This is a genomic window from Paenibacillus sp. 1_12 (assembly GCF_900114475.1).
Taxonomy (GTDB): domain Bacteria; phylum Bacillota; class Bacilli; order Paenibacillales; family NBRC-103111; genus Paenibacillus_S.
On sequence record NZ_FOTE01000002.1, the window covers coordinates 287,369 to 312,057 of the forward strand.

Here is a 24,689-nt window from a genome sequence, read left to right on the forward strand (position 1 = left end):
AGAACAATCAAGAAAAGCCACTCCCCTAGCTAGTCAGAAAAACTTTCCCCTGATTGGCTTCATAGGTCACAGCCGCTCTAACTGCTTCATGGATCTCCGTTAAGTCGTAATGAGACTTTGGCAGCATCAGACTCAATCTTTTATCATATAGGAGTGATATTAACTGGTTAAAAGTATCATGCCAGGCTTGTACAGATACCTGTTGATTCCAATACCGCAAATGAAACATTTTAACGTTTACTTGTGCCTTATGTGTAATTTCCGCCCAATTTACAGGCTTTCCAGATAAAAGACCTATGGTCAATAAAATTCCGTTAGGACGTACGCAAAATGCTAAATCTGTACCAGATGTCCCTCCTACCGAATCAATTGCAGCATGGGCACCCAATCCATTCGTCAATTCCATTATTGTTGGATGCAAAGGCATTACTGTTGTATTGATTACATAGGAAGCACCAAGTTGAAGTAACTCTTTGGTATAGCTGTCATTCCTCGTAACGGCAATCAGCCGAAAACCAAGGATCTTAGAGAATTGAGCAAAAATGCGACCCACCGAAGAGCCACAAGCATTGACTATTACAACATCGTCTGACTTCAAATTTAATATTTCCGTACAAGTCAGCCAAGCCGATACCGGGTTTATATATAATTGAGCGGCTATGTAATCCTCTATATAATCGGGTAAGGGAACTACCCAATCAGCGGACGCTTTAACAAAATGCTGCCAGGTGCCTTCTCCTCGCAAAGGTAATACACGTTTGCCTATAAGCTCTTGAGAAACCGAAGGACCTGCTTCCACCACAATGCCAAAACCTTCATATCCAGGAATATCGGGAAGTGAGATGCGATGGGAATACGCCCCCGTAATAGGGATCAGGTCGGATGGGTTGATTGGGCGAGCTATCATACGCACAAGAACCTCTCCGCGCCCAGGGCTTTCCATTTTCTTATTCTCAATCCTTAAAACATGCTGAGGATTTCCGAACTCATGATATCTAATACATTTGGTTTCCAAATCATAACCCTCCAAAAAAGCCCTTTCACCCGCCTCCATCAAAGGAAGTGAGTTGAAAGGGCACATTTCTATTATATATTCATCTTTACACGTTCATCATCACGACTAAATTCTCGCCAAATAATTCATAATCCCATCCAATCGTTCCACCATGACATCTGGTGCGGTATGATCCAGCGGAATCGGCTGATGTCTGGCAAGTCCCTGCCGTACCCATATTGCACGCATTCCGACACGCTTCGCAGGAATGACATCGTTATCGATCCGGTCACCAATCATGACTGCATGCTCAGCCTTGCATCGCGCTTCTCCAAGAGCCCGCTCATAAAAACGTACATCCGGCTTGGATAATCCTTCCTCTGCCGAGGAGCAAACAACCGATATGTATTTCAGCATCCCATACTGCTCTAGTCTCGCAGCTGTGCCTGCACTTTGGTTGGCGATAATTCCGAGCTTGTAATGCCTGCTCAGCTGCTCCAGAATCCCGACAGCGTCCGCGAAAGGCTCGTCCCAGTCCTTGCGATAAACCATCCCCTTGCGGATCTCCAGACGATCTTCTTCGGATCGAATCAACTGTTCCATCACATCCCGCATCGGAAATGAACTGAACAATCCATGGTAATGCATCAACGCCTGCTCAACGATATGCGGCTCGATTCGGTAACCAAGCTTGGCGGCCTGCTCAACGAACTGCCTGATGCTCTCGCGAATGGGTTTCGATTCATCCACCAGCGTTTCGCCTACATCAAAGAAAACCCAGCTGATTGTACCGTTATCCCACTCAGCTGCTTGCATTATTTCAACTTCGAAATTCGGTCAACCTCGGCGAGCTCATCAGCAGTTAACTGGTCACCAATATACTGCAAAGCATCCTGGATTTGTTCTGGCTTCGATACCCCAAGTATAGCGGAGGAAATATGTGGGTTGCTAAGAACCCATGCCAATGCGAATTGGGCCATTGTCCAGCCGCGGCTATCAGCCAGAGGCTTGAGCGATTCGATAATATGGTAATTTCTTTCCACCCCAAGCAGGGTATGTATTCTTCTTTCTCCGGCTGCGGCCCGCGAGCCCTCCGGTGGAGCTTCCCCCTGCTTGTACTTCCCTGTAAGCAGTCCTCGACCCAATGGGCTGTATACAATAACACCGACCTGCTCGGATGCAACGAAAGGAATCAGCTCATTTTCAATATCTCTTGTAATTATGCTGTACTCAGGCTGTACACTTTCAAAACGGTGGAGATGATTCAGGGCACTGATCCCATGAGCTTTGGCAATTTGCCATGCAGCAAAGTTGGAGCAACCGATGTATCTTACCTTGCCTGATTTCACCAAATCATCGAGCGCGCTCAGCGTTTCTTCAAGTGGCGTCTCCGGATCGAAACGATGCACCTGATACAAATCAATATAATCGGTTTGCAGACGCTTCAAGCTCGCATCTACGGCACGGAATATATGATAACGGCTTTGTCCTGAATCATTAGGACCTATTCCTACTTTGCCATGTACCTTCGTCGCCAGAATGATCTGATTTCGTCTTCCCTTCAGAACTCTGCCAAGTATATACTCTGACTCTCCAGACTCCAACGGATTATCACGATCCATGCCTTTTCCGTAAACATCGGCTGTATCGATCAATGTAATTCCTGCATCTAACGCAGCATCCAAAACCTGCTGGGATTGAGCCTCATCAATCCAACGTCCAAAAGCCATCGTACCCAGACTCACCTCGGAAACTTTCAGACCCGTTCTTCCCAATTTTCTATGCTTCATGCTTGAACACTTCGCTTTCTATAATAGGATAATAAGAGACACAACATAGCGTGTTGACCTCCGGCTGTCCGGCAGAACCTTGATTATAAATTTATTCACATTGGTTTACTACGAGATTAGGCTAACAAAGTGTTTTTCCACTGTCAACCTAGAGGTAAAAACTGCAGGGATGCCTGTATAGCCTGCTCCAATTGAGGTGTCGTTTCCTTAAAAGGATGAACGGCTCCAAATGTGTGGGTTCCCCCAGCAATCGTCACTACGAAATGCTTGGCATCCCCAACACGCATCTGTTTAAAGCCCTGCATCAGACGCGGAGAATCCTGATCACCCTGGATCTGCTGCACCGGAATGGTTAAACCTGCTAATTGCTTCACAATGTCAAACCGCTCCTTATTTTGCATCAGGTCCTCATAAAATACAGCCTTAATTGGCATCTCCTGCTTAGTACGAGCATTGGCCACGTAGGCGATCCCATTCTCCTCAAGCTGCTTTTTGAAGGTATCATCGAATAGATCAGTGGAACCAATTCCGTTCCATGTTAGTACCGACTTCACCTGCGGATGCTCGGCGGCAAATATAATTGCCGTTCCTCCACCTTTACTGTGCCCCCACAAATGAATACTTTCCTTGTCCGCACAATCCGCGAGTGGAAGCTTATCCGCAAGCAGCGCCTGAAGGATGAATTCGAGATCCTGCTGCTCTCTGGAAAACGTATTCACCGCGAATCGTTCCAATTCATCAAAATCAGCTTCATTGACCCCGTTGCAGGAAAAATTAAAAGTAATTACATAATAGCCCTGCTCGGCAAATCGCGTGGCGATATAAGGAAAGAATCCCCAATCTTTAAAGCTTTTGAAGCCATGACAAATCAGCAGCACGGGACTGGGTGTTGGTCTGTCCGGTACAACCCTGACTTCTCCGCGGATAGTCAGCTTCTCCCCTGTTTCCAGATGACCTGCCTCCAAGGTAAATGCATCCTGAAACATAGACGGTTTGTCCAATTCATTCACTCCCTAGTATTCGAATTGTCTTCCCACATCTATTGTACCGCTTTAGTCACTTGTATGCACGATTTATTGGGTACAACTGGGAGCTGTGCCATAGCTCAGTTACTGACAGCTTTCAAGGAACACGTGAATAAAATCGTAGAAGATGGGTAATATTGTGTACGACATAAATTCAAACGAGAGAAGGAAACCAACATGAGTAAAAAAAATATGGATCAGGATACACACCCTATATCTGACTTTATCATTACACCCGAGGATCAGCAGGATGCTGCCCCTACGGATATGGTAAGCGAGGCTGTCGAGGAAATCATGGATAAGGTTGAAACCACGTTCGATGGAAAACCGGATAATGAGAGAGGAAAAAGCAACAAGTAAGTACCCAACTCAGACACCTCATCGGTGTCTATTTTTTAAAAAGTTTAGCGTTGCTATGGCACAACAATAAGCCCGCCCTGATCGGCAAGCTTACAGCTTATAGACGGAAACTTGTGTACTTTATCCTTATTCTTTAACTGAACCGAGCGTAATACCGTGAATGAAAAAGCGCTGCAGCAGTGGATACACGATTAGTACAGGGATCATTGCGATAAAAATTTTGGCCGCATTCAGTGTCTGATTGGATAACTCACTCATTCTTTTTAACTGCTCAGTATTCAAGGTGGAAGCATCAATAATCACAACTAGCTGCTGAATGTACGTTTGCAGCGGATAATGGTCGGCTCTCGACATCAGCACTAAACCGTTGAAAAATTCATTCCAATGGTAAACAATACTGAACAAAGTAACCGTAGCAAGAACCGGAACCGCCAGAGGGATATACAGCTTGACGAGCATGTACCATGGACCCGCACCATCAACCAGCGCCGCTTCCTCCAGCTCCTTAGGTAAATTACGGAAATAATTGACGACCAGAATGACATTAAATACCGGAACACTGTGCCCAAGCACAAGTCCCCAAATGTTATTAATCAAACCGAGCGACTTGACCGTTTGATACCATGGAATCAGCCCCCCGTTAAACAGCATCGTAAACACCAATATCCACATCAGCACATTTCTGAGCCGAAAATCCTTCGTCGTTTTGGATAGAGGATAAGCCATCAACACGGTTACGATAAAGCTGACACCCGCACCCAATACGACACGCTGAATCGAAATCCAAAACGAGTTGAAAAACTTGCTGTCATCCATAATCTCACGATACGAGTTAAAATTAAACCCAACCGGCCACAATCGAACCTGCCCAGCCGCTGCTGCTGAATTCTCACTAAGCGAAACCGCCAGCGTATACCAGATCGGCAAAATACAGAGCAGCGAGACCCCGACCAGCAGCACAATCAACACAATATCAAACACTTTGGAGCCCACTGTTGCTTCCTTAACCATAACGATGCTCCTTTCACAATCAGTTTCAACCTGTTCATCTATTAAAAAATACGATAATTTGCATATTTGGAAGCCATGAAATACGAGCAAGTGATAAGAATAAAGCTGACAACGGATTTTAAAAGCCCCGCTGCTGTCGCCAGTCCATACTGTAAATTCAATAATCCCGTCCGGTAAACCCAGGTATCGATAATATCGCCCGTTGAATATACGAGTGGATTATATAGATTGAAAATTTGATCGAATCCGGCATTCAAGACATTGCCCAGACTTAATACAGTGAGCAGGATAACCGTTGTCGCAATTCCCGGTACCGTAACATGGAACAATCGCTGTAGACGAGTTGCGCCATCAATCGCCGCCGCTTCATACAAGGAGGGATTGATTCCCGTTAAAGCTGCGAGAAATATAATGGTATTAAATCCGAACTCCTTCCAAACATCGCTTCCTACAATAATAAAGGGAAACAGATCCGCTCTGGCGAAAAATAAAATCCGCTCCACCCCGACCGCTGACAGCATATCATTGATCGGACCCTTGTAAGCAAAAATATCGAGAAGAATTCCAGAAAGAATGACCCAGGACAGAAAGTGTGGTAAATAAACGATCGTCTGGATCCATCTTTTCAATATCAAAATTCTTAGTTCATTGAGCATTAAAGCAAATACCAACGGGACTATCAGATTAGCGATAATTTTCATGACCGCAATAAAAATGGTGTTCACGAAAATGGTTTGGCTATCGCCAAGTGAAAACATATAGGTGAAATTGTCCAGTCCCACCCATTCCGAATGCAGCATGCCCAAACCCGGATTATAATCCTGAAAAGCGATGACGAAGCCAAACATCGGAACAATACTGAATAGGGTCAGCCATATAAAGCCCGGCAGGAGCATGATATAGTAGTGCTTGGCAAAACCTTTTGTAACCACTGCTTTCCACTCCTTAATTGAAGTGCGGTGAATAAGAGCGGTTCTGGCTGCCATGTGGTTATCCGATTGCTGTTGTTCACAGATTTCCTTATTATATAAAACATTTATAGGTTGAAATCTGCAAACAAAGGCATCGCTTCGCTATCTCCGAATCCACACGGCAGCCTCCACCTCTTATTGACCGCACTTCCTAAACTCATTTCGCACACTATAAGGAAGGTTCCTGGCTCTGCGCCATTTTCCCATAATACAGCTTTTAAACCATGTTACACTGATAAAATCATACACTCTTACACCAAAATAGCTGTGAAGCAGCTTACTTCCTCGGAATCGATTCTCAACTCCAGCTTACTGCTTGGCAGCCTCATCCACCTCGGTAGTAATTTGGTCTCCGCCTTGTTTTTTCCAATCCTGAACGAATTGGTCGAACGTATCCAGCGGTGCGGCGCCCATGATGATTTTAAGGAACGTTTCTTTTTCCAGCTTATCGAGCGTTGCCCACTTGCCTTCCATCGTTTTGGTTTGCGAATAAGTGACACTGTAGGTTTTCTTATATGGCTGTTGAAGTGCAGCCACCCCTACGAATGTAGAATACATCCGTTTCCATACACCCAAGTCGGCATTCGGATTCCAATACTGAATATCTACCTTATCATAGGGCTCCAGCTTAACCTTTTTTACATTCTCGGCATCAGCCTTGAGCAATTTATAACCCGGGATGTCCAGCTCTTCCGGTTTTTTGGTGCCTGCCAATACTTCCTTCAGCATCTTCAAGGTTACATCCATTTCATCCATTGGAGCGAATACCAATCTTAATGGATAGTTGGCAATTTGGACCTTTACATCGAATTTCGCCTCATCACGCAGCAGCAGATTGACCATTTTCATCGCAGCCTCAGGATGCTCATAGCCTTTACGAACGACAACAAATTGGTTAGATGGTGTGCCCATATGCGGAGTAAATTCGCCCTTGGCGTCAAGCGGAACGGAATAAGCCTGCCAATTGGCTTGCGGATCGTTCTTGATTGCATCTCCCAGTGGGCCATAGCCGCCCCACCACATACCGAACCAAATACCCGATTTACCAGCCTTGATCAACTCGGAAGCATCCTTGCGAACGCTCATTTCCCTATCGATCAAGCCTTTGGCGTACAGGTCACGCAGTTTTGATAGCGCTTCCTTAGTTTCTGGAGTAATAGAGCCATATATTGATTTGCCGTCAGAGCCCTTCAGCCAAAATCCCGGGTAAGCATGATACGCCGAGAAGATCGGGTCAAAGCCATAGTTGTTGTTGTTCGGTATCACGAAGTTCGCATTGGTTAAGCCTCCCGATTGGGGGCCGGTAATTCCTATCGTATCGGCCTTGCCATTGCCGTCAGGGTCCTGCTCGACGAATGCTTTAGCGACCTTTTCCAGCTCGTCTATCGTCTTTGGAACCTGAAGACCCAGCTTATCAAGCCAATCCTTTCGAATCCACATCAAATGGACCATATCCGATTCCGTCGTTACATTTGGCAGCGCCATCAGCTTACCGTTAAATGTTACATTTTTAGTAGCCAGGCCCTTGGTCGTTTCAATAATACTTTTAATCGCAGGCGAAGCAAATTTATTATAGGTTTCCGTTAAATCGGCGAGTTGTCCCGCCTTGACCATTTGTCTAAGCTGTGTATCGTTGACAATCATCGTGTCCGGCAAATCGTTGCTGGCTATGGATAAATTGACCTTCTGGTCGTAATCCTTACCTTGGGCTGCCTGCCAAATCATTTTCGATTCAATGTTCAGCTGCTCTTTGACATATCTGGTATATTGGTTGCTCTCGGGTGTATCTCCCGATGGCAACGATTTATCAGAGGGATCAATGCTTTTTCCAATGTTGATCGTGACCGGTTTTTCATATTTGCCGAATGGATCAGCTGCCACGCTTGCTGTTGTGCCTGAATTTGGTGTATTCACTGCGGCTTTGGGTTGTTCATTGTTCGAATTCGTGTTGCTGCATGCGGTTATCACAATTAACATAGCTGCGATTGAGATCTGGATGGATTTTTGGGTCTTACGCATGTTAACGCCCCCTTCTTTCCTGTATGGATTGATCTTACTGTATAAAGATAACATGTAAATACCGCTTCCCCGGATAGAAAGCGGTTACGGGTTCAGGTAGGTAAATGCTCGAAAGTTATTCGACTTCCAGTAAGCCCTCTTCATAGATCTGGCTTTCCTCTACCTATTTATCGGACATTTCTCTACCCTCTCGGCTCGATACACGGAATTCACTTGGCAGAAGGCCGATTTGCTCACGAAAGGAGCGGCTAAAGTATTTCTCATCCATGTATCCTGTGTTTTCCGCGATCCAAGCAATCGTTTTATTCGTGTACAGCAAGTATTCCTTGGCCTTCTCTACACGTACCTGACGCAGATAATCATTAAATGTTTTCCCAGCAATTTCCTTAAAGCATTGGCTAAAATAGCTGCGGCTCATATTGACTCTCCTGGAGATATCAGCTGCAGTAACCTGCTGATTCAGCTCTTGATGCAGCATCTGAATGGCCTTCATCACACATTCGATGACCTCTGGCGAAAATGCCGGCTTGGCCAGCGCTTTATGAATCATGGCGCGCACCTCGGTGAACCATGCTTCAACCTCATGCCAGCTGTCAAAGGAAGGGGCAAGCTCAATCTTCAACAAGCTGAGTGGTACAAATAAGCGGTTCCATTCATCTGTCACCCCATATAATAGCCCTATCAGCTTCACCTGCGGCAGCCTGAGCAGCTTTAGCTCACGAACAAGCCTGCTGAACAAATGATCGTTATAGATCCATTCATGGGAAGACCATTGTCCCTTTAGCAAGGTCAAATTTTCTTCCGGCTGAACTGGTTGTTGTACGCTTATGCTGTCCATCGTCAAATAGACGGTTGCCGGAGGTACAGGGTTATAATCATAAAAAAACTCCTTTTCCCTGTATTCCCTTAACCAACGATACACCTCCAACTGTTTACGGCCCATTAAACCGTCCAAGCCGAGCAGCATCCAGTTCGGCTTGCCAACAAGGCTGCCGAGTAGCTGATTCAGGTGAAGGTTAGTAACCGATGCTTCCGTCATTGCTGGATTCCACAGCCATAGATTAAGCTCAACTTCAATCCATGCCTGTTCCTGAGTCTCCAATGCCTTCAATTCGCCCCACGGCTTCAATCCTTCATTGCCATTTCCCTTATTCAAGGCGAGCCATACGTAGGCACGATCCGAGTTGAAGCCTTCCTGATCCTGATTCGTGGTGGACTTGTTCCCATCTGATAGCAGTCCTACCTGCATAATCCGCTTGTATATTCGCTCCAGAACTTCCTCGAAGCGTTCCTTTTCCAGCTGTATCTTTGCAATATAATCAATAGCCCCAAGGCGCAGAGCCTCCTGCACATACTCAAAATCCTGATGAAGCGTCAGGACGACAATATGAATGGATGGAAATTGTTGGCGGACAAGGCGCATCAGCTCAATTCCTGACATCACCGGCATGGCCAAATCGGTAAGCAGCAGATCGACGGGGTTGGATTGCAAAAATTCAAGCGCCCGTTCACCATTATTCGCTTCACCCACAACCTGCATATCAAATTCATGCCAAGGCATCGCCGAGATTAATCCTTTTCGAACTAATTTATCATCATCCACTACAAGTACTCTAATCATGGGTAATTCCCTCCTGTATAGGCAGGCTTAAAAAAATCGTCGTTCCTTCTCCAATGATGCTATCGATTCTAAGCTCCGCCTGTTTACCATATTGGGATTCAATCACACGCTTTACATAATTCATGCCGATCCCCATGCCTACCTTTCGCGTTTCCACCTCTTGATTATTTAATAAATGACGGATTGTCTCCTCCGACATACCGGACCCGTTATCGTGAATCGAAATTTCAATACACTCATTTAATCGAACATTGACCTGTATATATCCATCGTCATTCAATCCATGATAAAGCGCGTTCTCAACAAGCGGCTGCAAAATAAATCGCGGAATCGGCATTTTCAACACATCTTCATCCACATGGATCTGTACATCAAATTTAAAATCGTAGCGAATTTGCTGCAAAATCAAATACTGCTGCAGCGCGTCAATTTCCTCCTGCATCGTGGCCGCCTCGCCCAGCTTGCCCAGATTATAAAATAGCAGCTTGTTCAAGGATGAGACGAGACGATCAATTTCATTTTGTCCATTCATGACGGCTAGCCAATGCACCGTATCCAGCGTATTCATCAAAAAATGCGGATTGATCTGATACAACAACTTCTCTACTTCCAGATCAACCCTCCGCTTCTCCTTCTGTTCCACCTCAGCAAACAGCTCCCAGATTTGCCGCTTCATTTGGCGGAATTGATTGAGTAAATAATCGAACTCGGGAATTTTGGTCGAAGCGGACGCATGCTGCCTCTGATTTTGCGCCAACAGCTTGATTTCTTTATTAAAGTGATTAAGCGGCCGATAGACCATTCTCCATAAAATCCAACCGAGCAGCAAGCTTACACCTACAAACAACAGCGTAATCAGTAATATTTGCACAAACCAGCGGTTCATTTCTTTATTATAATCAGCCTTCGGGATCAACGAAATTACGCTCCAGCCCTGATTGCTTGTCTCCGAGAACCAATAGTAGCCATTTTGTTCGCCCAATTTGCGAGTATCGGTAATCACCGGAAAATAGGAATCACGCGGGAACATATCAGCGACCTCACTGTATGCGACTCTTCTCTTGTTGTCCAAAATCAGATGGGAGGGCCTGCCGCCAAAGGGATCGTTATTCAAAATCGTTTGTGTCAGCCGAAACCCGCTTTCAATATACACATAGACATCATCACGATCTGGCAGGTCGACTTTTCTTAGTGCTGACAATACGTATTGATTATCAAAGCGATTGTTGGTGAGGTGAGGTCCAAAATAGGAGATTCCATAATATTCAGCAAGCAGTGGCAGTGAATGTAAGGAAAAGCTTTCTTTAACCCCCAAATTCTCAAAATTGTAAGTGTCGTCATTTTTAAAATAATACAGAGTGAGCCCGACCGAAGGGTTGGTGAACGAAATCAGACTCAGCTCTTGTTTGATTTCATCCGTCATTTGGGCTCTTTCATAAGGCTGTTTGGCCGAGAGCAGTTGATCCAGCTTTTTGCCTACGGCTCCCTGAAAAGCAAGCTGCTGAGAAACATGATTCAGGTTAATGATCGTATTTTCCAATGAAAGCTCAACCTGCTTCAGATTGCTCTGGATACCGGTTTGAATTTTGTTGGTGAGCAGCGAGTAGATCGTATAGTAGGATATAAGTCCGATACTAATAAAAGGGATCAGAGCCGTGAATGAAAAAATGATCATAATTCTTCTTTTCAAGGTTAAATAGTCATATAAAAAAGATCGCCAACGCTTCATTGTCAACATACTGCTGTGCACATCCTCTTATCCACATCGGAATTATATACATATAGAATGGCACTTTTGGCAAAATTACGCAATAGTGAGGATCCTTATATTACTTGGAACCGAATTATTAAGCGTACGATCTCTAGTGAAATAAAAAAACAAAAACGGCCACCTCCAGGCGACCGCATTTAACTTTGAAGCTTATGGTTGATCAGCCTCCGCTGGGGGCGGCTCCTCTATCAGACAAGGCGATGTTTGATATGCTGCTGTTCTTGTTATTTCCTCAAGCCTAATTGCCCCCTCAGAGGCTAACCATTGGATCAGAGGCTTCTGCCTAGGAAAATGCTTATCCCATTTCACTGAAGGGTTCGAAGCATACGCCGACTGACATAGGAAAAACAAAGCGATTCTCGCCACAGCTACTGGTAGTATGCCCTTCTCTTCATCTGTAAGTTGTCCATATCCCTCTATAAAGGCCCTGTCAAAGGTAGAAGCGTACTCTGGAAGTAGTACATAAATTACCCATAATGCATAAGCGATATCGTGAATCCTTTTTCCTTGCTGCATAAAATCAAAGTCCATGACACAGCTAACTTCATCCTTGGTATACCCCAAATTCCAAAAGTGCCAGTCTCCATGAAGAATGGCTTCAGGAAGCGATGCTTCTACACGCTCCCACTTGTTCGACAAGTTCTCATAGATGATCTCTATATAGGAAAGCTCGGCTTGGGGAACGACATCGAGACTTCTTAGACGATCAATCGCCTCCGCATAATAAAAAGAGCTTCGATAAAAGGACCAGCTGGGCTTGGGTCCTGGATGCATATGCTCAAGCGCCTGATGGTAAGCCCTTAAGCTTTGAGCGCTGTTATATACCTGACTTTCCCGGCATTGAAATGGCTCAATAGTCACGAACGAAGACACCTGCAGCAATTTCCCTTTACAGCTAATAAATGGGTCACCATCCATCGCCAGAATCGGCTCCAATACGGGCAGCCCCTGCTTACGCAGCATAGACAGCACTTTGCGCACATATCTTAGGTGCTTCATCGTATTGTTTTCATTCAATATTCGGACAACAAACGCACCTTCGCTTGTCTCTATTTTTACATTCGTATTAAAAGAACCCCCTAACGACCCTCCAACATTATGGAATCTTCCTAATCGGAATTGTTTGCATATGAGACTGGGGTTAAAATAGTCCTCATTCATCGAAAACTTGGAGTTTCCCATACCGTTCGCTCCTTGCCATCAAGTAACTACACCACATCTGGTACAACTCAAGGTCTAAGGCTTTGACATGCGTGAGAAATTGATTTAACACATGATAGTTGGAGAGCCCTTTGAACATCACAAGCGGTATACGATATTTTTTTGTATAGGCATGGACGAGATCGATTACTTTGCCCGATGGTTGATCCTCCTCGATAAAAATATGAAATAGCGCGGCATCAATTCTCGTAAACCCAAGCCGCATCATTTCATGAATAATGAATATAATGCGCTCCGTATCCGCTCGAGTGATCGTACCTTTTCTTTTCAAATAATGGTCCAGCGACGCTCCCTGCACAAGCTCCATAATCAAGTAATTAGGTCCTGCTTCATACAGCTTGGGAATCACGGAAGAACTCTCTGCAAGACAATACGACTTGTATTCCATTTGAGCATGCAGCTCATCACTGTATATTTTGATACATCGATCGGAAGCAAGCTTATAAACCCTTCCCTGCTTTCCTTTCCCGATCAATGAGGCTCCTTTAAGCAACTCCTGGATATCCAAGCGCTTCACTCCTTTGACTATGAATCGTATTTCAATATATTCAGCTTTCGTTAATAAAACTTAGGACAATGCTCCGTATCACGCGTTTTTGAGCAAAATCCACGAATGTACATATCAACGAATCGATAGATGACATATGCTTAGAAATAGATGCAAGCTAACTTGTTTAGGAGGTGAAAGCATGCAATCTAACAAGCTAGGATTGTATAAGAATAAAATACGGTCCGTCCCAACCCATAATTCTGCGGAAAGCTCTGTTCAAATACGTAATGTTCCTGCAGGTCCATTGAGCCCAACCACTCTTTCTCCAAGCCGCGCTATTCCTCTACGTATCTTGATGGTCATTGATCAATTCAATATAGGTGGAACAGAAACCTACACACTTTCCTTAACCCGTGAGCTTCTGAAAAAAGGAGCTACTGTTGTCTTAGTCGGTAAAAAAGGAAAACTGCTAGGGCACTTTCTCGGACTGGGCTGTTCTTATTATGAATTAGACTTTGTTCTAGACACCTATGAGCCTGATTCGCAAAATAGGGAACTGTATATAAAATTCTTACAGTCCATCATAGCTGCGGAACGAATTGATCTGGTGCATGGTCATCAAATTCCTTCGGGAAGTATTGCTATCACCGCTGCGGATTGGATGAACGTCCCTTTTGTGTTCACAGTTCACGGCACCTACTATGACCCGGAATTCCTCCAATTGCTGCATAAATCCACGACCGTTACTTGTGTGAGTCCATCCATACAACGTTTACTGGCATCGAAAGGACTAGATTCCACCCTGATCCCCAATGGGATCGATGTCATGGAATATCAGCCATATTCCACCTTTTATCGGAGACATCTGCGTCATAAACTTGCTATACCCCAGTATGCGACCGTAATCTTGTATGCAGGCCGTCTGTCTTGGGAAAAAGCGGATATTTGCGAGTACATGATTCATATTACCTCAGCACTAAGATACACGAATGATCCGAATGTGCATCTGATCATTACTGGTGGAGGCAGCAAGCAAGAGAGCATTATCAAACTGGTCAACAACCATCGTAAGCTGACAGATCATCCCTTTATTCATTACGTTGGTGAAGTTACCGATATGTGCGCTTACTACTGCATCAGCGATTATATTATCGGTACGGGACGAATAGCCTTAGAAGCTATGGCTTGTGAACGGCCCTTATTAGCGGTAGGTACACTTGGAGTATTGGGATTGGTGAAGCCGGAGCTTTACGAGAAAGCTTGGGACTCTTGGTTTGGCGATCATGATTGTCCGCAAATACTATCAGGAACCGTGCTCGCTAACCAGTTAAAGAGTATGCTGAGTCTGAATCAACAGCAAAGGTTGGATACTGTAAATGCTGGACGAAGGTTCGTGATGGATCACTTTCATATTTCACAAACGACCGAAAAACAGCTGAGCTTATACGATCAAGCTATCCAGTCGAAGTCTGCCCGGAACATTAACTTTATATGAAGGAGTGATGGAATTGGAGAACTATCAAATCGGTCCCTGGGACCATCTTACGAATACACTGCCTCCTGGTACTGTTCTGGAGCAATACGTTCCTCCTCAACTCGTAAAGATTGCGCAACAGGTGATGGAACAATACGAAATGCTTGTATTTGACATGCTGCTGATTACATCCAAACCGGATAAAGGCGGTGCCATTTGGAAAATTAATACGGATCACGGCCCACGGAGTCTTAAGGTCTTGCACAGAGATCCCAAAAGAAGTCTGTTCAGTATCGGAGCCCAGCAATTTACGGTTGAGCAAGGTGCCAAGGTACCTGCCTTGATTCCTAATAAAGAAAACACACTATATGTTGAAGCCGGAGGCAAGCTATGGATCGTGACCGAATGGATTGAACCTCTGCAGCAGGTCTCGAAAATCGATCTGGAAGGTGCAGTCACGCTTTGCTACGGTCTTGGAGAGTTTCATAAGCATTCCCAAGGATACGTGCCTCCATTTGGTGCGGCCAAATCTTCACGCTTATACGGATGGTCCAACAATTACGAGAAAATCATAGCCAAGATCGGATGGTTTGAGGACATCGCTACCGTCTATCGTGGAATCCCATCAAGTGAACGTTTGCTATCAGTTATCGATGAGTTTAAAAAACAGGCTCATGACATATTCGCTCGTTTCCAAGCATCGCCTTATTTCAAAATGATAACCAAAGGCGAGAAGTACTGGGGATTTGCTCATCAGGACTACGGCTGGTCCAACGGTCAGATGGGACCAGGTGGGATATGGGTTATTGACCTGGATGGAGTCGCTTACGATCTGCCCTTCCGTGATTTACGTAAATTGATAACAAGTACCATGGATGATATGGGTAACTGGGATTTGAACTGGATTCGTGGAATGATTGGCGCTTACCACCAGGCTAATCCAATTGATCAAGATATGTTTGAACTCTTATGGATCGATATGGCGTTTCCTAACGAATTTTACAAGCATATCAAAGAGATCGTATTTGACCCGAATTTATTTTTGCAGTATGAGCTTGAGCCTATTCTGTCGCGGGTATTGGCAACAGAAACCAGTAAATGGCAGGCCTTAACCGAACTTGAGCAGGACAAAGCAAATTACATGCCTGCACAGTACTCAACGGAGGAATTTGAATCCACATGGGAAATTGTGCGTAAGGATCCTATTCAACAAGGCATTAAACTTCCTATGGGCATTGATATACCGCAACAGAATTGGGCTGCTTTCGAAATCACGCTTCCGCAGCAGGAACAGGAGCAAGATGCTATCCCCGTTTCCGATGCTGATTTCATTGAACATCAGCTTGATGACATTCCTGTTTTCGATGCTGGTTTCTCTGCACAGCAGCTTGATGACATTCCTGTTTTCGATGCTGATTTCACCGCACATCAGCTTGATGACATTCCTGTTTTCGATGCAGATTTCACTGCACAGCAGCTTGATGACATTCCTGTTTTCGATGCTGATTTCACTGCACAGCAGCTCGATGACATTCCTGTTTTTGATTCTGATTTTGATGAACAGCAGTATGCTCAAATTTTCGATCCGACCTATATATCGGACCCAAATACTACAGCTATCCTTGAACATTCTGATTCCTTTAATCCATTCACACATGCACCACTTTTATATGAGCCAGCAGGAGCGCCTATCCTTTATTCCCCATCTGCGGTTGGAGTTCAGACGCAAGCTGCAAATACGAACACACAAACTGACAGCAGCATAGCTGTACAGCCTCCTATTAATGAACAAGGACCTATTGTCATTCAAATTCCTAAACCTTCCCGATCTACGAAAAAAATCAAAAAAGTAGTTGTTAAGAGAAAACGGAAAATCCGCAAAAACCTAGTAAAGCCACGCCCCGTTCCCAAACTGAGGATCGTTAAAAAGCTAAAGAAAACAACGGTGAAGAAAGCTTTACAACAACCCATAGCTAAAAAGAAAATTGCGCTTAAGAAAAAACAAAAATCAAAGTCGCAAAAGATAGCCTGATCTTAAATGAAAGCTTACGCAGCTAGTTTTCTTCGAAAACTCTAAGTGAATGCTTACGCAGCTAGTTTTCTTCGAAAACTCTAAGGAGGGATAGACTAATGAATATTTTAATGATTTGTACTGAAAAGCTGCCTGTTCCCAACATTAGAGGCGGTGCCATTCAAACTTATATCTGTGGAGTCGCTTCGCTATTAAGCAAGCATCACAGGATCACAATCCTCGGAAGAACGGACCCAGATTTGCCTAACGAAGAAGTGAGTGAAGGAATCCGCTATGTCCGTGTAAATTCAGATGGAGTGTTGGACGTTTATTTACAAGAGGTGAGACACTTCCTCTCACAGAATCAGGAGCATTATGATATCATTCATATCTTCAATCGTCCGAAGCTCATTGCTCCGGTTCATGATCTTGCACCTGACGCTAGAATTATACTAAGTATGCATAACGATATGTTTAATCCTATTAAAATCAGCAAAGCCGAGGGCAGCAAAGCCATTGAGCTGGCTGAACGGATTATTACTATTAGCAATTATATTGGCAGCGCAATTTACGATTATTTCCCTCAAGTGGAACCAAAACTGAAAACGATCTATTCCGGGGTTGATTTAAGCAAGTTTGCCCCTTGGACCGAATCCCAATATTCACTACAAGCTAGAGAAAGTATTAGAACGGAGCACAACATTACATCCAAAAAGGTGATCCTCTTTGTGGGCAGATTATCCCGTAACAAAGGTCCACACGTTCTGGTCCGTGCTATGTCTCATCTCCAGCATTCAGATGCTGTGCTTGTGATTGTGGGTGGTGCTTGGTATAGCGATAATACGATGAGTGATTATATAGCTTATGTCCGCGCACTTGCCGAGCGTTCACCGATACCAGTAATCACAACCGGATACGTTCAAGCTCACGATGTTCATCGTTGGTTCTGCGCGAGTGATTTGTTTGTATGCACTTCCATCTGGCAGGAGCCACTGGCAAGGGTCCACTACGAAGCCATGGCTGCTGGTCTCCCCTTTCTCACGACCAATCGGGGTGGCAATCCGGAAATTGTGAGAAACAATAATGGTATCCTAATAACGAATCCAGAGGACCCGCTTGAATATGCGCATCATCTTAATCAGCTGTTATCTGATCCCCAGGGTTCTCGTCAAATGGGCCTGAATGGTCGACGTATGGTCGAGCAGCATTTCACTTGGCAACGAGTTGCTAATGACATTTTGTCCGTCTGGGAAGGCAAATAACAGTTCATTAAGACTTAGTTCCTAAACTGAACCTCCTAATGACAGGAGGTTCAGCTTTAGGGCTGACACTTCCGCTCAATCCGTCCTTTATGCTCAACACTACACTTACATAGTCTTGATAGCGGCACTCCCCATAAACGAGCAATCAACCCGGCACAGTCCGGGTTGATTGCTACTGCTAGACCATTCATGTTCAACACCGTAAGAATTTAAAAGACATCGCCGTTGTCCCAACTTCTTAGTCGTCGCTGTCGTCTTCATTTTCGTGTTCATCATCATCATCGTCATCGTCATCGTCTTCATCTTCATCTTCATCTTCATCTTCGTCTTCGTCTTTGTCTTCATCTTCATCTTCATCTTCGTCTTCATCTTCATCTTCATCTTCATCTTCATCTTCATCTTCATCTTCATCTTCATCTTCGTCTTCATTTTCATCATCGTCTTCGTCTTCGTCTTCATTTTCGTCTTCATTTTCGTCTTCGTCTTCATCTTCGTCTTCATTTTCATCTTCATCTTCGTCTTCATCTTCGTCTTCATTTTCATCTTCGTCTTTATTTTCGTCTTCATCTTCATTTTCATCTTTATCTTCATCTTCGTGTTCATCATCGTCTTCGTCTTTGTCTTCTTCGACGGCTTCCAGTTTTCCAGTTTCTATATCCATCTCAACGTTATAACCGTTTTCAAATTCCACTTCAATTTTCTCCACTTGACTCCAATCTACACCGCTCAATATATTGCTTATGGCTGCTTCTCTCGATAAGGGCGGAGCATCGTCATCTTCTCCCTCTACCAGAGAATAATCATATTTCTCACCTTTCAAATATTCCACCTTCATTTCTACAACCTCAGGATGGTTTTCTAACATTAGCTTCACTTGATCTGCCAGTGACACCACAATCATTCCCTTCGTTTCTATTTTGAAATTCATCAGGTTTCTCTGTATTCTATGATTCTCTAATCATATTGTATAGGCAGTAGATAGAGTAAAAAGGCGGATTTCAGTTGATCATATTGCCTTTACTGATCATAGCGCATATTTTTCTATGAACTTCTAAACGCCCTAACAAATAGAACGCATTATTCATAAATTAATAATAAATTCATATTAGTAAGGAGCTTACCTTATGAAGGGATTAATTCTATGTGCAGGTAAAGGCACCAGGCTCTACCCCTTTTCAGAAACAACGCCAAAAGTGTTACTCCCCTTAGCCAACAAGCCTATTCTCTATTATTGCATTGAACAGTTGGTTAAATTACAAATACGTGAGATTGGAATTGTGATACGTCCTGAGCACTTGGCGATTTTTATGAAAGAGATTGGCACAGGTGAACGGTGGAATTTGGAAATCACCTATATTCATCAGTGTCAACCCTTGGGAATTTCAAATGCTGTACTGCAGGCCGAATCTTTCATTTTAGATGAACCCTTCGTCTTGTTATTAGGAGATAACCTGATTAGCGAGTCACTAGAGCCTTTATGTCAAGCTATTCTTTATGAGCACCATGAAGTGGCGATTATGCTGAGAAATGTTGCGAATCCTCACGATTTTGGTATTGCGGAGATCATAGGGAATCGAATCATAGGCCTTGAGGAAAAGCCCTTGACACCTAAGTCTAACCTCGCCGTGCTGGGTGCATATGCTTTTAAACCTGACATATTTAAGGCTATGCATGCAATACGCCCCTCTTCGAGAGGTGAATATGAAATTACAGATGCGATTTCGTGGATGATTGATCACGGCTATTCGGCAGTCTTCCACAAGACCGAACAAAACTATTCGGATGTGGGAACGATGGAACGATGGCTTGAAGCAAATCACTGGATGTTGGACCAGATGGACGCTGACGGATTACTGAATGCGAAAAAACACTTCGGCGAGTCCATTATCATCCCTCCTGTACTCATTGATCCCAGCTCCACATTAAGGAACTGCATCATCGGTCCTTATGTAACCATTGGCCCGCAAGTAAAGCTGGACGGCTGCCACATGGAGAACAGCATTATACTGGAAGGGCTTGAGCTATTTGATACAGGAACTATCATAAGTAACGCCATTCTCGGTCCTCAATTGATGTACATGCAGACAGCCAGGGGGAACAACTGATGAATATTCTGATTATGGGGATGGGCTATGTCGGCGTGACTACAGCTTTGCTGCTTGCTGAGCTTGGTTGGTATGTAACGGGGTTGGATCCGAATGAGTCAAAGATCCGAATGCTGAGTCACGGCACACTCCCCTTTTATGAGCCAGGCTTGGATGAATTACTAAGAAAACATTTGGCTACGCGCAGGATCACATTTACCTCAGAATCAGACACGGCTGTCTACGATAATGAAATCATCTTCCTGTGTGTAGGTACCCCCTCCGGCAATGATGGCAGCGCCGACCTGCAGTTTATAAAGGAAGCAGCTGAAAGTATTGGCATGCGCATGCAAGGATACAAGCTGATTGTTATCAAAAGCACAGTTCCTGTAGGTACCAACGAACAAGTAGTCCAATGGATCACCCAAGCCCAGACTTCAGCGATTCCTTTTGACGTGATTTCTAATCCTGAATTTCTAAGAGAAGGCAGTGCATTACAGGATGCGCTTGAGCCTGATCGGATTATTATTGGCAGCGAAAATGACCAAGCCACAGTGCTGATTCAAACTCTTTATAAGAAATTAAGCAGTCCTGTTGTGGTTACCAAGCCCAAAACAGCTGAACTGATCAAATACGCTGCTAATGCCTTTTTGGCTACGAAAATCTCATATATGAATGAATTGGCAAGATTGTGTACGAAGATGGGCGTGAATATTGCCGATGTTGCAGTCGGTGTAGGGATGGATCATCGGATTGGGCCACACTTTTTAAGAGCAGGTATCGGATATGGAGGCTCCTGCTTTCCCAAAGATATCCATGCACTAAGATTTGCCGCTCGTGAGCATGACGTTGACCTAACGATTTTGGAAAAGGTAGTGCAGGTCAATAAGACGCAAGCTGTTTATTTTATGGACATTTGGGAGCAGCTTCTAGGCTCATTTACCGGAAAAACAATCGCGGTCCTCGGCATTTCTTTTAAACCGGACACCGATGATATCAGAGAAGCACCAGCGATCGGCATCATTACCAAATTGCTGGAAAACTCTGCTGTTGTTAAAGTCCACGATCCGATAGCCAAGCTTCCGATCCATATGTTGTCCGAACAGCTGCAGCAGTTCGAATCCGTGGAGGAAACCATGCAAGATTGCGATGCTGTCATCCTATGCTCGGAATGGAAGCAGTATATAGCAATGGACTGGGGACAATTAAGGAGCCGCTTGAGGCAGCCTTACCTGTTTGATGGACGAAATATGCTGGACGGCGCGAAATTAACTTCACAGGGCTATCATTATTCGGGCATTGGCATGAGTATGGGTTGAGATACAGAAATAAAATAATGTTTCGTAAATAAATCAGCAAAAGGAGGATATGTATGCAGATATTAGTCACTGGTGCTGCCGGATTTATTGGTTCACACCTATGCGAACAACTCCTTCAAGATGAAAGTAATCAGGTAATCGGGCTGGATGCATTTGTCCAATCGGCTACTCCTGACTGGATGAGGAAGCGCAACCTTAGAGGGTTGCTCCATCATCCACGCTTTTCTTTTGTACAGCAGCATTTATTGGAAGTTTCATGGGAAAGTCTGCTCCCAAAGGTCGACATTGTATATCATCTTGCAGCAATCCCTGGTGTAAGATCAAGCTTTGGTCGCGATTTCGAGACTTATGTGACGAATAATATATTGGCAACGCAATGCTTGCTGGAGGGCTGCCGCCAATATCCAGTCAAAAAACTGATTTATGCTTCGACCTCCTCTGTTTATGGAGAAAAGACCGGTCAGGTCAACGAACTGCTCCCAACAGACCCTTTGTCTCCCTATGGTGTCAGCAAGCTTACCGGGGAACAGCTGTGTCATGTGTATGCTCACAACGATCAGGTTCCTATCGTGATCCTTCGTTTCTTCACTGTGTATGGACCGAGACAGAGGCCTGATATGGCTTTTCACCGTTTTATTGATCACATTATGCACAGCAAACCAATACCTATTTACGGCGATGGACAGCAAACTCGTGATTTCACATTTGTTAAAGATTGTGTACGGGCTGTTGCTCAGGTTGCTTATGCGGACAATGTCATCGGTGAAACCATCAATATTGGCGGTAAGGAACGTGCATCCGTTCTGGATTGCATTTCGATCTTGGAACAATTGGTTGGCAAAAAAATTAACATTCAGTTTATCCGTCCTACGTATGGGGAACCAAGGCATACTTGGGCAGATATCACTAAGGCACAGTCCCTGCTGGGCTATGAGCCTAAGATAGGCTTGTACCAAGGACTTGAACAAGAAATGCTCGATATTTATGAGATGACAACGTTGAAGCCTTTAATAAATAATAGCTCGGAATAAATATAAGATTTTTGATTAAAAAAAACGAAGCCTCCTGATTCTACATTAATTGTGGAATGGGGGGCTTCATCGTTGTTATTTGGGGACTGATACAGGTTCGGAATACTTAGCGCAGAATTTCAGTGAAAATAATTATTGTTATTTCTTAACGGGTATGAACCAAAATTGCAGCAAAATCATTCAATTCCGTTATATCAATGGATATCTCTTGTTCCGTATTGAAAAATAGAGCCTTGGATGGGTCAGTCAGATGAACAACCTCCCTGCATGCTCCTAATCCGTGCAGCGTTACCTTCAAGTCATAGACGGGGAGCGGCATCGCATACGACACACCGTTAAATCCAGAAAGATTTAATAAATGCAGCATATAAGTGCCATCAGACAACTTGTGAAAAAACACCTCGACATTCGCTTGTGCATTTGTCGATAAAGTCAACGGTTGATCCAGAGTATGATGGAGCAAATCCATAACCGCGTTTTTGTGATCAGCATAACCGTGTTTGTAATAAAGCTCTCCGGCCTGCCATGGAATATACACCGTCTTAAGGTTTCCATTCGCATGGATGCCCGCTCCCCAATGCTGGTCCGAGATCCGATGCCCAGAAGCGCGTTCCGGCGGACCAAATGTGGATGGGATGACATAAGGCAACTGCTTGTCCGTATTCGGTCCAAATTCGACGCGGTAAAAATTGTCGGTTAGGAAGATCCAATCGCGTTCGGGAAAGCTTGAAAATAACTGCTTATTGTCGGTCAGCAGATACGCAGCCTCCTGCTTGTGCACATGCAGGCTTTCCAGCTTGACATCAAATCTGTGTTGAAGAAAGGACTCATTCTCTTCGGTGAAGGAGCCACCTGTACTGAACAGACGAGTGCCTTGTAGATAAAGTGCTTCCAATGCCTGCAGCTCATCCTCCGAAAAGGTCGTAATATCCGGAATCATAATCACTTTATAGCTTTTCAGTGAGCCTACCTTAGTCGCGAGGATATTCTGATCCAGAACATCAAACAGCACATGCTCTTCCTTCAGCATTTTGTAGAGGCCCAAATACTCCTTCATATTTTTCTGAACGGGCTTGCCTGGCTTGATCAAGGCCACATCGGACATCGAGATAAAATTACCGTAGTATTGCTCATTGTTTTTGTGATATTCATAGATGGCAGCAACGGTCGGTAAATTTTCGCGGTCTGGATAATCCTCGAACACCCCGATAATACAAAAATCCAGGCCTGATCCGCTCGCCAATCCTTCCTTCAAACGGATATTAACCTCATGCTTGGATACTCCGGTAAACCGATGTACCAGATCAATAGCATTGATGCAGCAATTACTGACCAGCTTGTCGTCCCATGAATCTTCAAGCGACTGCACATTTTCCGAGGCTGAATATAACCATACCGGATGCGGGCGTTTGTTATCCGTATTCGATTCCTTGCGGACGATATCCACTTTATGCTCGTTGTAAGTCGAGATCGCAATATCCTTGTTTTTACTTTTCACCAACTCGTGGATACGGTCCAGCATTTCCTTAGTCGTCGCATCCTGAAACAATTTATACTGACGGTACACCAGATCATCGAGGCTTTCGGTTAAAGGTAAATCTACACCGCTGAATTCGCGAAATTTGGCTTTACAGCTGTCACAAAAGCAAATCCCATAGTGAGTCCCGCTGTAATCACGGGTCTGATAGCCAAACATGTTAAAGAAAATACCGTCCACATCGTAATTTGAGATTACTTCATCAATCATTTGTAGTGAATATTCTCTTTGATAGTAGCCGTTGATGCACGTATGAACGATCCCATGATAATTGACCTCTTTACCCTCGCGGGTTCTGTAAAACCATTCAGGCCGTTTACCAAAAATCGATTCATGTGCTTTACTGAAATCAAAACGGGCAATAAATTTCATTCCGTTAGCATGCGCTTTATCTACAGCTTCTTTTAATAGATCCTTCTGCTGGTTAGCTGCTCTGTATTGATACTCGAGCTTTGTAGGATAAAAGGCAACGATGCCGCCCGCATTCATCATCAGCACATTAGCAGATAATCCTTTTAAATCTTCAATCAGACGATCCACATCCAAATTGGCATCTGTTTCACGCAAGTTATTTTGAATTAATCGCAAATTGTTTTTTTGCCACCAGCTCATGAAATTGCCTCCTTCTGATACAAGTTGGTTAAATATATATCACTGCCCGGACGAGGTCTCCCTACGATTGCTGTTGATTATAACTT

20 protein-coding genes are annotated in these 24,689 nt (G+C 44.3%); 7 read left to right on the forward strand and 13 right to left on the reverse strand.

Annotated elements, in window-relative coordinates; all coding sequences use genetic code 11:
• Nucleotides 1-25: 25 nt before the first annotated feature.
• The 4 genes from BM210_RS05445 to BM210_RS05460 all read right to left on the reverse strand — a co-directional run bounded on the left by BM210_RS05445 (nt 26) and on the right by BM210_RS05460 (nt 3,785).
• Nucleotides 26-1,015 (reverse strand): zinc-dependent alcohol dehydrogenase family protein, encoded by a 990-nt coding sequence (locus BM210_RS05445; RefSeq protein ID WP_091165364.1) that lies wholly within the window; start codon nt 1,013-1,015, stop codon nt 26-28.
• Nucleotides 1,016-1,120: 105 nt separating this feature from the next.
• On the reverse strand, nt 1,121-1,810 hold the full coding sequence (locus BM210_RS05450) for an HAD family hydrolase (RefSeq protein ID WP_091165367.1): 690 nt from the start codon (nt 1,808-1,810) through the stop codon (nt 1,121-1,123).
• Complete coding sequence (locus BM210_RS05455; protein ID WP_091165369.1) at nt 1,810-2,784, reverse strand: aldo/keto reductase; 975 nt, start codon at nt 2,782-2,784, stop codon at nt 1,810-1,812. Before BM210_RS05455 ends, BM210_RS05450 begins: the two co-directional genes overlap by 1 nt.
• A gap of 143 nt (nt 2,785-2,927) precedes the next feature.
• Nucleotides 2,928-3,785 carry an alpha/beta hydrolase gene (locus tag BM210_RS05460; protein ID WP_256223249.1) on the reverse strand — a complete coding sequence of 286 codons (858 nt, stop codon included), beginning with the start codon at nt 3,783-3,785 and terminating at the stop codon, nt 2,928-2,930.
• A 201-nt stretch (nt 3,786-3,986) separates the two neighbouring features.
• On the opposite strand from BM210_RS05460, the gene BM210_RS05465 reads away from it, so the two are divergent.
• Nucleotides 3,987-4,169 (forward strand): hypothetical protein, encoded by a 183-nt coding sequence (locus BM210_RS05465; protein ID WP_091165372.1) that lies wholly within the window; start codon nt 3,987-3,989, stop codon nt 4,167-4,169.
• Nucleotides 4,170-4,295: 126 nt separating this feature from the next.
• On the opposite strand, the gene BM210_RS05470 is transcribed toward BM210_RS05465, so the two are convergent.
• From BM210_RS05470 to BM210_RS05500, 7 genes are all read right to left on the reverse strand, one after another.
• The gene (locus tag BM210_RS05470; RefSeq protein WP_091165373.1) at nt 4,296-5,180 is read right to left on the reverse strand and encodes a carbohydrate ABC transporter permease; all 885 of its coding nucleotides are present in this window, start codon (nt 5,178-5,180) and stop codon (nt 4,296-4,298) included.
• Nucleotides 5,181-5,221: 41 nt separating this feature from the next.
• On the reverse strand, nt 5,222-6,112 hold the full coding sequence (locus BM210_RS05475; protein WP_091165375.1) for an ABC transporter permease: 891 nt from the start codon (nt 6,110-6,112) through the stop codon (nt 5,222-5,224).
• Nucleotides 6,113-6,460: 348 nt separating this feature from the next.
• On the reverse strand, nt 6,461-8,170 hold the full coding sequence (locus BM210_RS05480) for an extracellular solute-binding protein (protein ID WP_091165376.1): 1,710 nt from the start codon (nt 8,168-8,170) through the stop codon (nt 6,461-6,463).
• Between the two features lie 163 nt (nt 8,171-8,333).
• Nucleotides 8,334-9,791, reverse strand: coding sequence for a response regulator (locus tag BM210_RS05485; RefSeq protein ID WP_091165378.1), 1,458 nt, complete (start codon nt 9,789-9,791; stop codon nt 8,334-8,336).
• A complete protein-coding gene (locus BM210_RS05490; RefSeq protein WP_091165380.1) occupies nt 9,784-11,529 on the reverse strand; it encodes a sensor histidine kinase in 1,746 nt (581 codons plus the stop codon). Before BM210_RS05490 ends, BM210_RS05485 begins: the two co-directional genes overlap by 8 nt.
• Nucleotides 11,530-11,712: 183 nt before the next feature.
• Nucleotides 11,713-12,744 (reverse strand): phosphotransferase, encoded by a 1,032-nt coding sequence (locus tag BM210_RS05495; RefSeq protein ID WP_091165382.1) that lies wholly within the window; start codon nt 12,742-12,744, stop codon nt 11,713-11,715.
• A complete protein-coding gene (locus tag BM210_RS05500; RefSeq protein ID WP_091165384.1) occupies nt 12,716-13,291 on the reverse strand; it encodes a hypothetical protein in 576 nt (191 codons plus the stop codon). Before BM210_RS05500 ends, BM210_RS05495 begins: the two co-directional genes overlap by 29 nt.
• Nucleotides 13,292-13,472: 181 nt before the next feature.
• Here BM210_RS05500 and BM210_RS05505 point away from each other — a divergent pair, with 181 nt between their 5' ends.
• The 3 genes from BM210_RS05505 to BM210_RS05515 all read left to right on the forward strand — a co-directional run bounded on the left by BM210_RS05505 (nt 13,473) and on the right by BM210_RS05515 (nt 18,020).
• Entirely contained in the window at nt 13,473-14,768 is a 1,296-nt protein-coding gene (locus tag BM210_RS05505) for a glycosyltransferase (RefSeq protein WP_177237638.1), read from the forward strand.
• Nucleotides 14,769-14,781: 13 nt separating this feature from the next.
• Nucleotides 14,782-16,779, forward strand: coding sequence for a CotS family spore coat protein (locus BM210_RS05510; RefSeq protein WP_091165388.1), 1,998 nt, complete (start codon nt 14,782-14,784; stop codon nt 16,777-16,779).
• 98 nt (nt 16,780-16,877) lie between these two features.
• Complete coding sequence (locus tag BM210_RS05515) at nt 16,878-18,020, forward strand: glycosyltransferase family 4 protein (RefSeq protein WP_091165389.1); 1,143 nt, start codon at nt 16,878-16,880, stop codon at nt 18,018-18,020.
• A 238-nt stretch (nt 18,021-18,258) separates the two neighbouring features.
• On the opposite strand, the gene BM210_RS34655 is transcribed toward BM210_RS05515, so the two are convergent.
• Nucleotides 18,259-18,948 (reverse strand): hypothetical protein, encoded by a 690-nt coding sequence (locus tag BM210_RS34655; protein WP_177237639.1) that lies wholly within the window; start codon nt 18,946-18,948, stop codon nt 18,259-18,261.
• Nucleotides 18,949-19,144: 196 nt separating this feature from the next.
• Here BM210_RS34655 and BM210_RS05525 point away from each other — a divergent pair, with 196 nt between their 5' ends.
• Genes BM210_RS05525 through BM210_RS05535 form a run of 3 tightly spaced genes read left to right on the forward strand, consistent with a single transcriptional unit; the run spans nt 19,145 to nt 22,454 of the window.
• A complete protein-coding gene (locus BM210_RS05525) occupies nt 19,145-20,125 on the forward strand; it encodes a sugar phosphate nucleotidyltransferase (RefSeq protein ID WP_091165391.1) in 981 nt (326 codons plus the stop codon).
• Nucleotides 20,125-21,423 carry a UDP-glucose dehydrogenase family protein gene (locus BM210_RS05530; protein WP_091165393.1) on the forward strand — a complete coding sequence of 433 codons (1,299 nt, stop codon included), beginning with the start codon at nt 20,125-20,127 and terminating at the stop codon, nt 21,421-21,423. The genes BM210_RS05525 and BM210_RS05530 overlap by 1 nt, the downstream gene beginning before the upstream one ends.
• 53 nt (nt 21,424-21,476) lie before the next feature.
• Entirely contained in the window at nt 21,477-22,454 is a 978-nt protein-coding gene (locus BM210_RS05535) for an NAD-dependent epimerase/dehydratase family protein (RefSeq protein WP_091165395.1), read from the forward strand.
• A 145-nt stretch (nt 22,455-22,599) separates the two neighbouring features.
• On the opposite strand, the gene BM210_RS05540 is transcribed toward BM210_RS05535, so the two are convergent.
• Nucleotides 22,600-24,603, reverse strand: a complete 2,004-nt coding sequence (locus tag BM210_RS05540) for an alpha-amylase family protein (RefSeq protein ID WP_091165396.1) — start codon at nt 24,601-24,603, stop codon at nt 22,600-22,602.
• Nucleotides 24,604-24,689 lie beyond the last annotated feature (86 nt).

Excerpts from the sequence above, each read along its gene's own strand:
- BM210_RS05450 (WP_091165367.1), bottom strand. The coding sequence starts at position 1,810 with ATGCAAGCAGCTGAGTGGGATAACGGTACAATCAGCTGGGTTTTCTTT.
- BM210_RS05455 (WP_091165369.1), bottom strand. The coding sequence starts at position 2,784 with ATGAAGCATAGAAAATTGGGAAGAACGGGTCTGAAAGTTTCCGAGGTG.
- BM210_RS05465 (WP_091165372.1), top strand. The coding sequence starts at position 3,987 with ATGAGTAAAAAAAATATGGATCAGGATACACACCCTATATCTGACTTT.
- BM210_RS05470 (WP_091165373.1), bottom strand. The coding sequence starts at position 5,180 with ATGGTTAAGGAAGCAACAGTGGGCTCCAAAGTGTTTGATATTGTGTTG.
- BM210_RS05480 (WP_091165376.1), bottom strand. The coding sequence starts at position 8,170 with ATGCGTAAGACCCAAAAATCCATCCAGATCTCAATCGCAGCTATGTTA.
- BM210_RS05485 (WP_091165378.1), bottom strand. The coding sequence starts at position 9,791 with ATGATTAGAGTACTTGTAGTGGATGATGATAAATTAGTTCGAAAAGGA.
- BM210_RS05490 (WP_091165380.1), bottom strand. The coding sequence starts at position 11,529 with ATGTTGACAATGAAGCGTTGGCGATCTTTTTTATATGACTATTTAACC.
- BM210_RS05495 (WP_091165382.1), bottom strand. The coding sequence starts at position 12,744 with ATGGGAAACTCCAAGTTTTCGATGAATGAGGACTATTTTAACCCCAGT.
- BM210_RS05505 (WP_177237638.1), top strand. The coding sequence starts at position 13,473 with ATGCAATCTAACAAGCTAGGATTGTATAAGAATAAAATACGGTCCGTC.
- BM210_RS05515 (WP_091165389.1), top strand. The coding sequence starts at position 16,878 with ATGAATATTTTAATGATTTGTACTGAAAAGCTGCCTGTTCCCAACATT.
- BM210_RS34655 (WP_177237639.1), bottom strand. The coding sequence starts at position 18,948 with ATGAATTTCAAAATAGAAACGAAGGGAATGATTGTGGTGTCACTGGCA.
- BM210_RS05525 (WP_091165391.1), top strand. The coding sequence starts at position 19,145 with ATGAAGGGATTAATTCTATGTGCAGGTAAAGGCACCAGGCTCTACCCC.
- BM210_RS05530 (WP_091165393.1), top strand. The coding sequence starts at position 20,125 with ATGAATATTCTGATTATGGGGATGGGCTATGTCGGCGTGACTACAGCT.
- BM210_RS05535 (WP_091165395.1), top strand. The coding sequence starts at position 21,477 with ATGCAGATATTAGTCACTGGTGCTGCCGGATTTATTGGTTCACACCTA.
- BM210_RS05540 (WP_091165396.1), bottom strand. The coding sequence starts at position 24,603 with ATGAGCTGGTGGCAAAAAAACAATTTGCGATTAATTCAAAATAACTTG.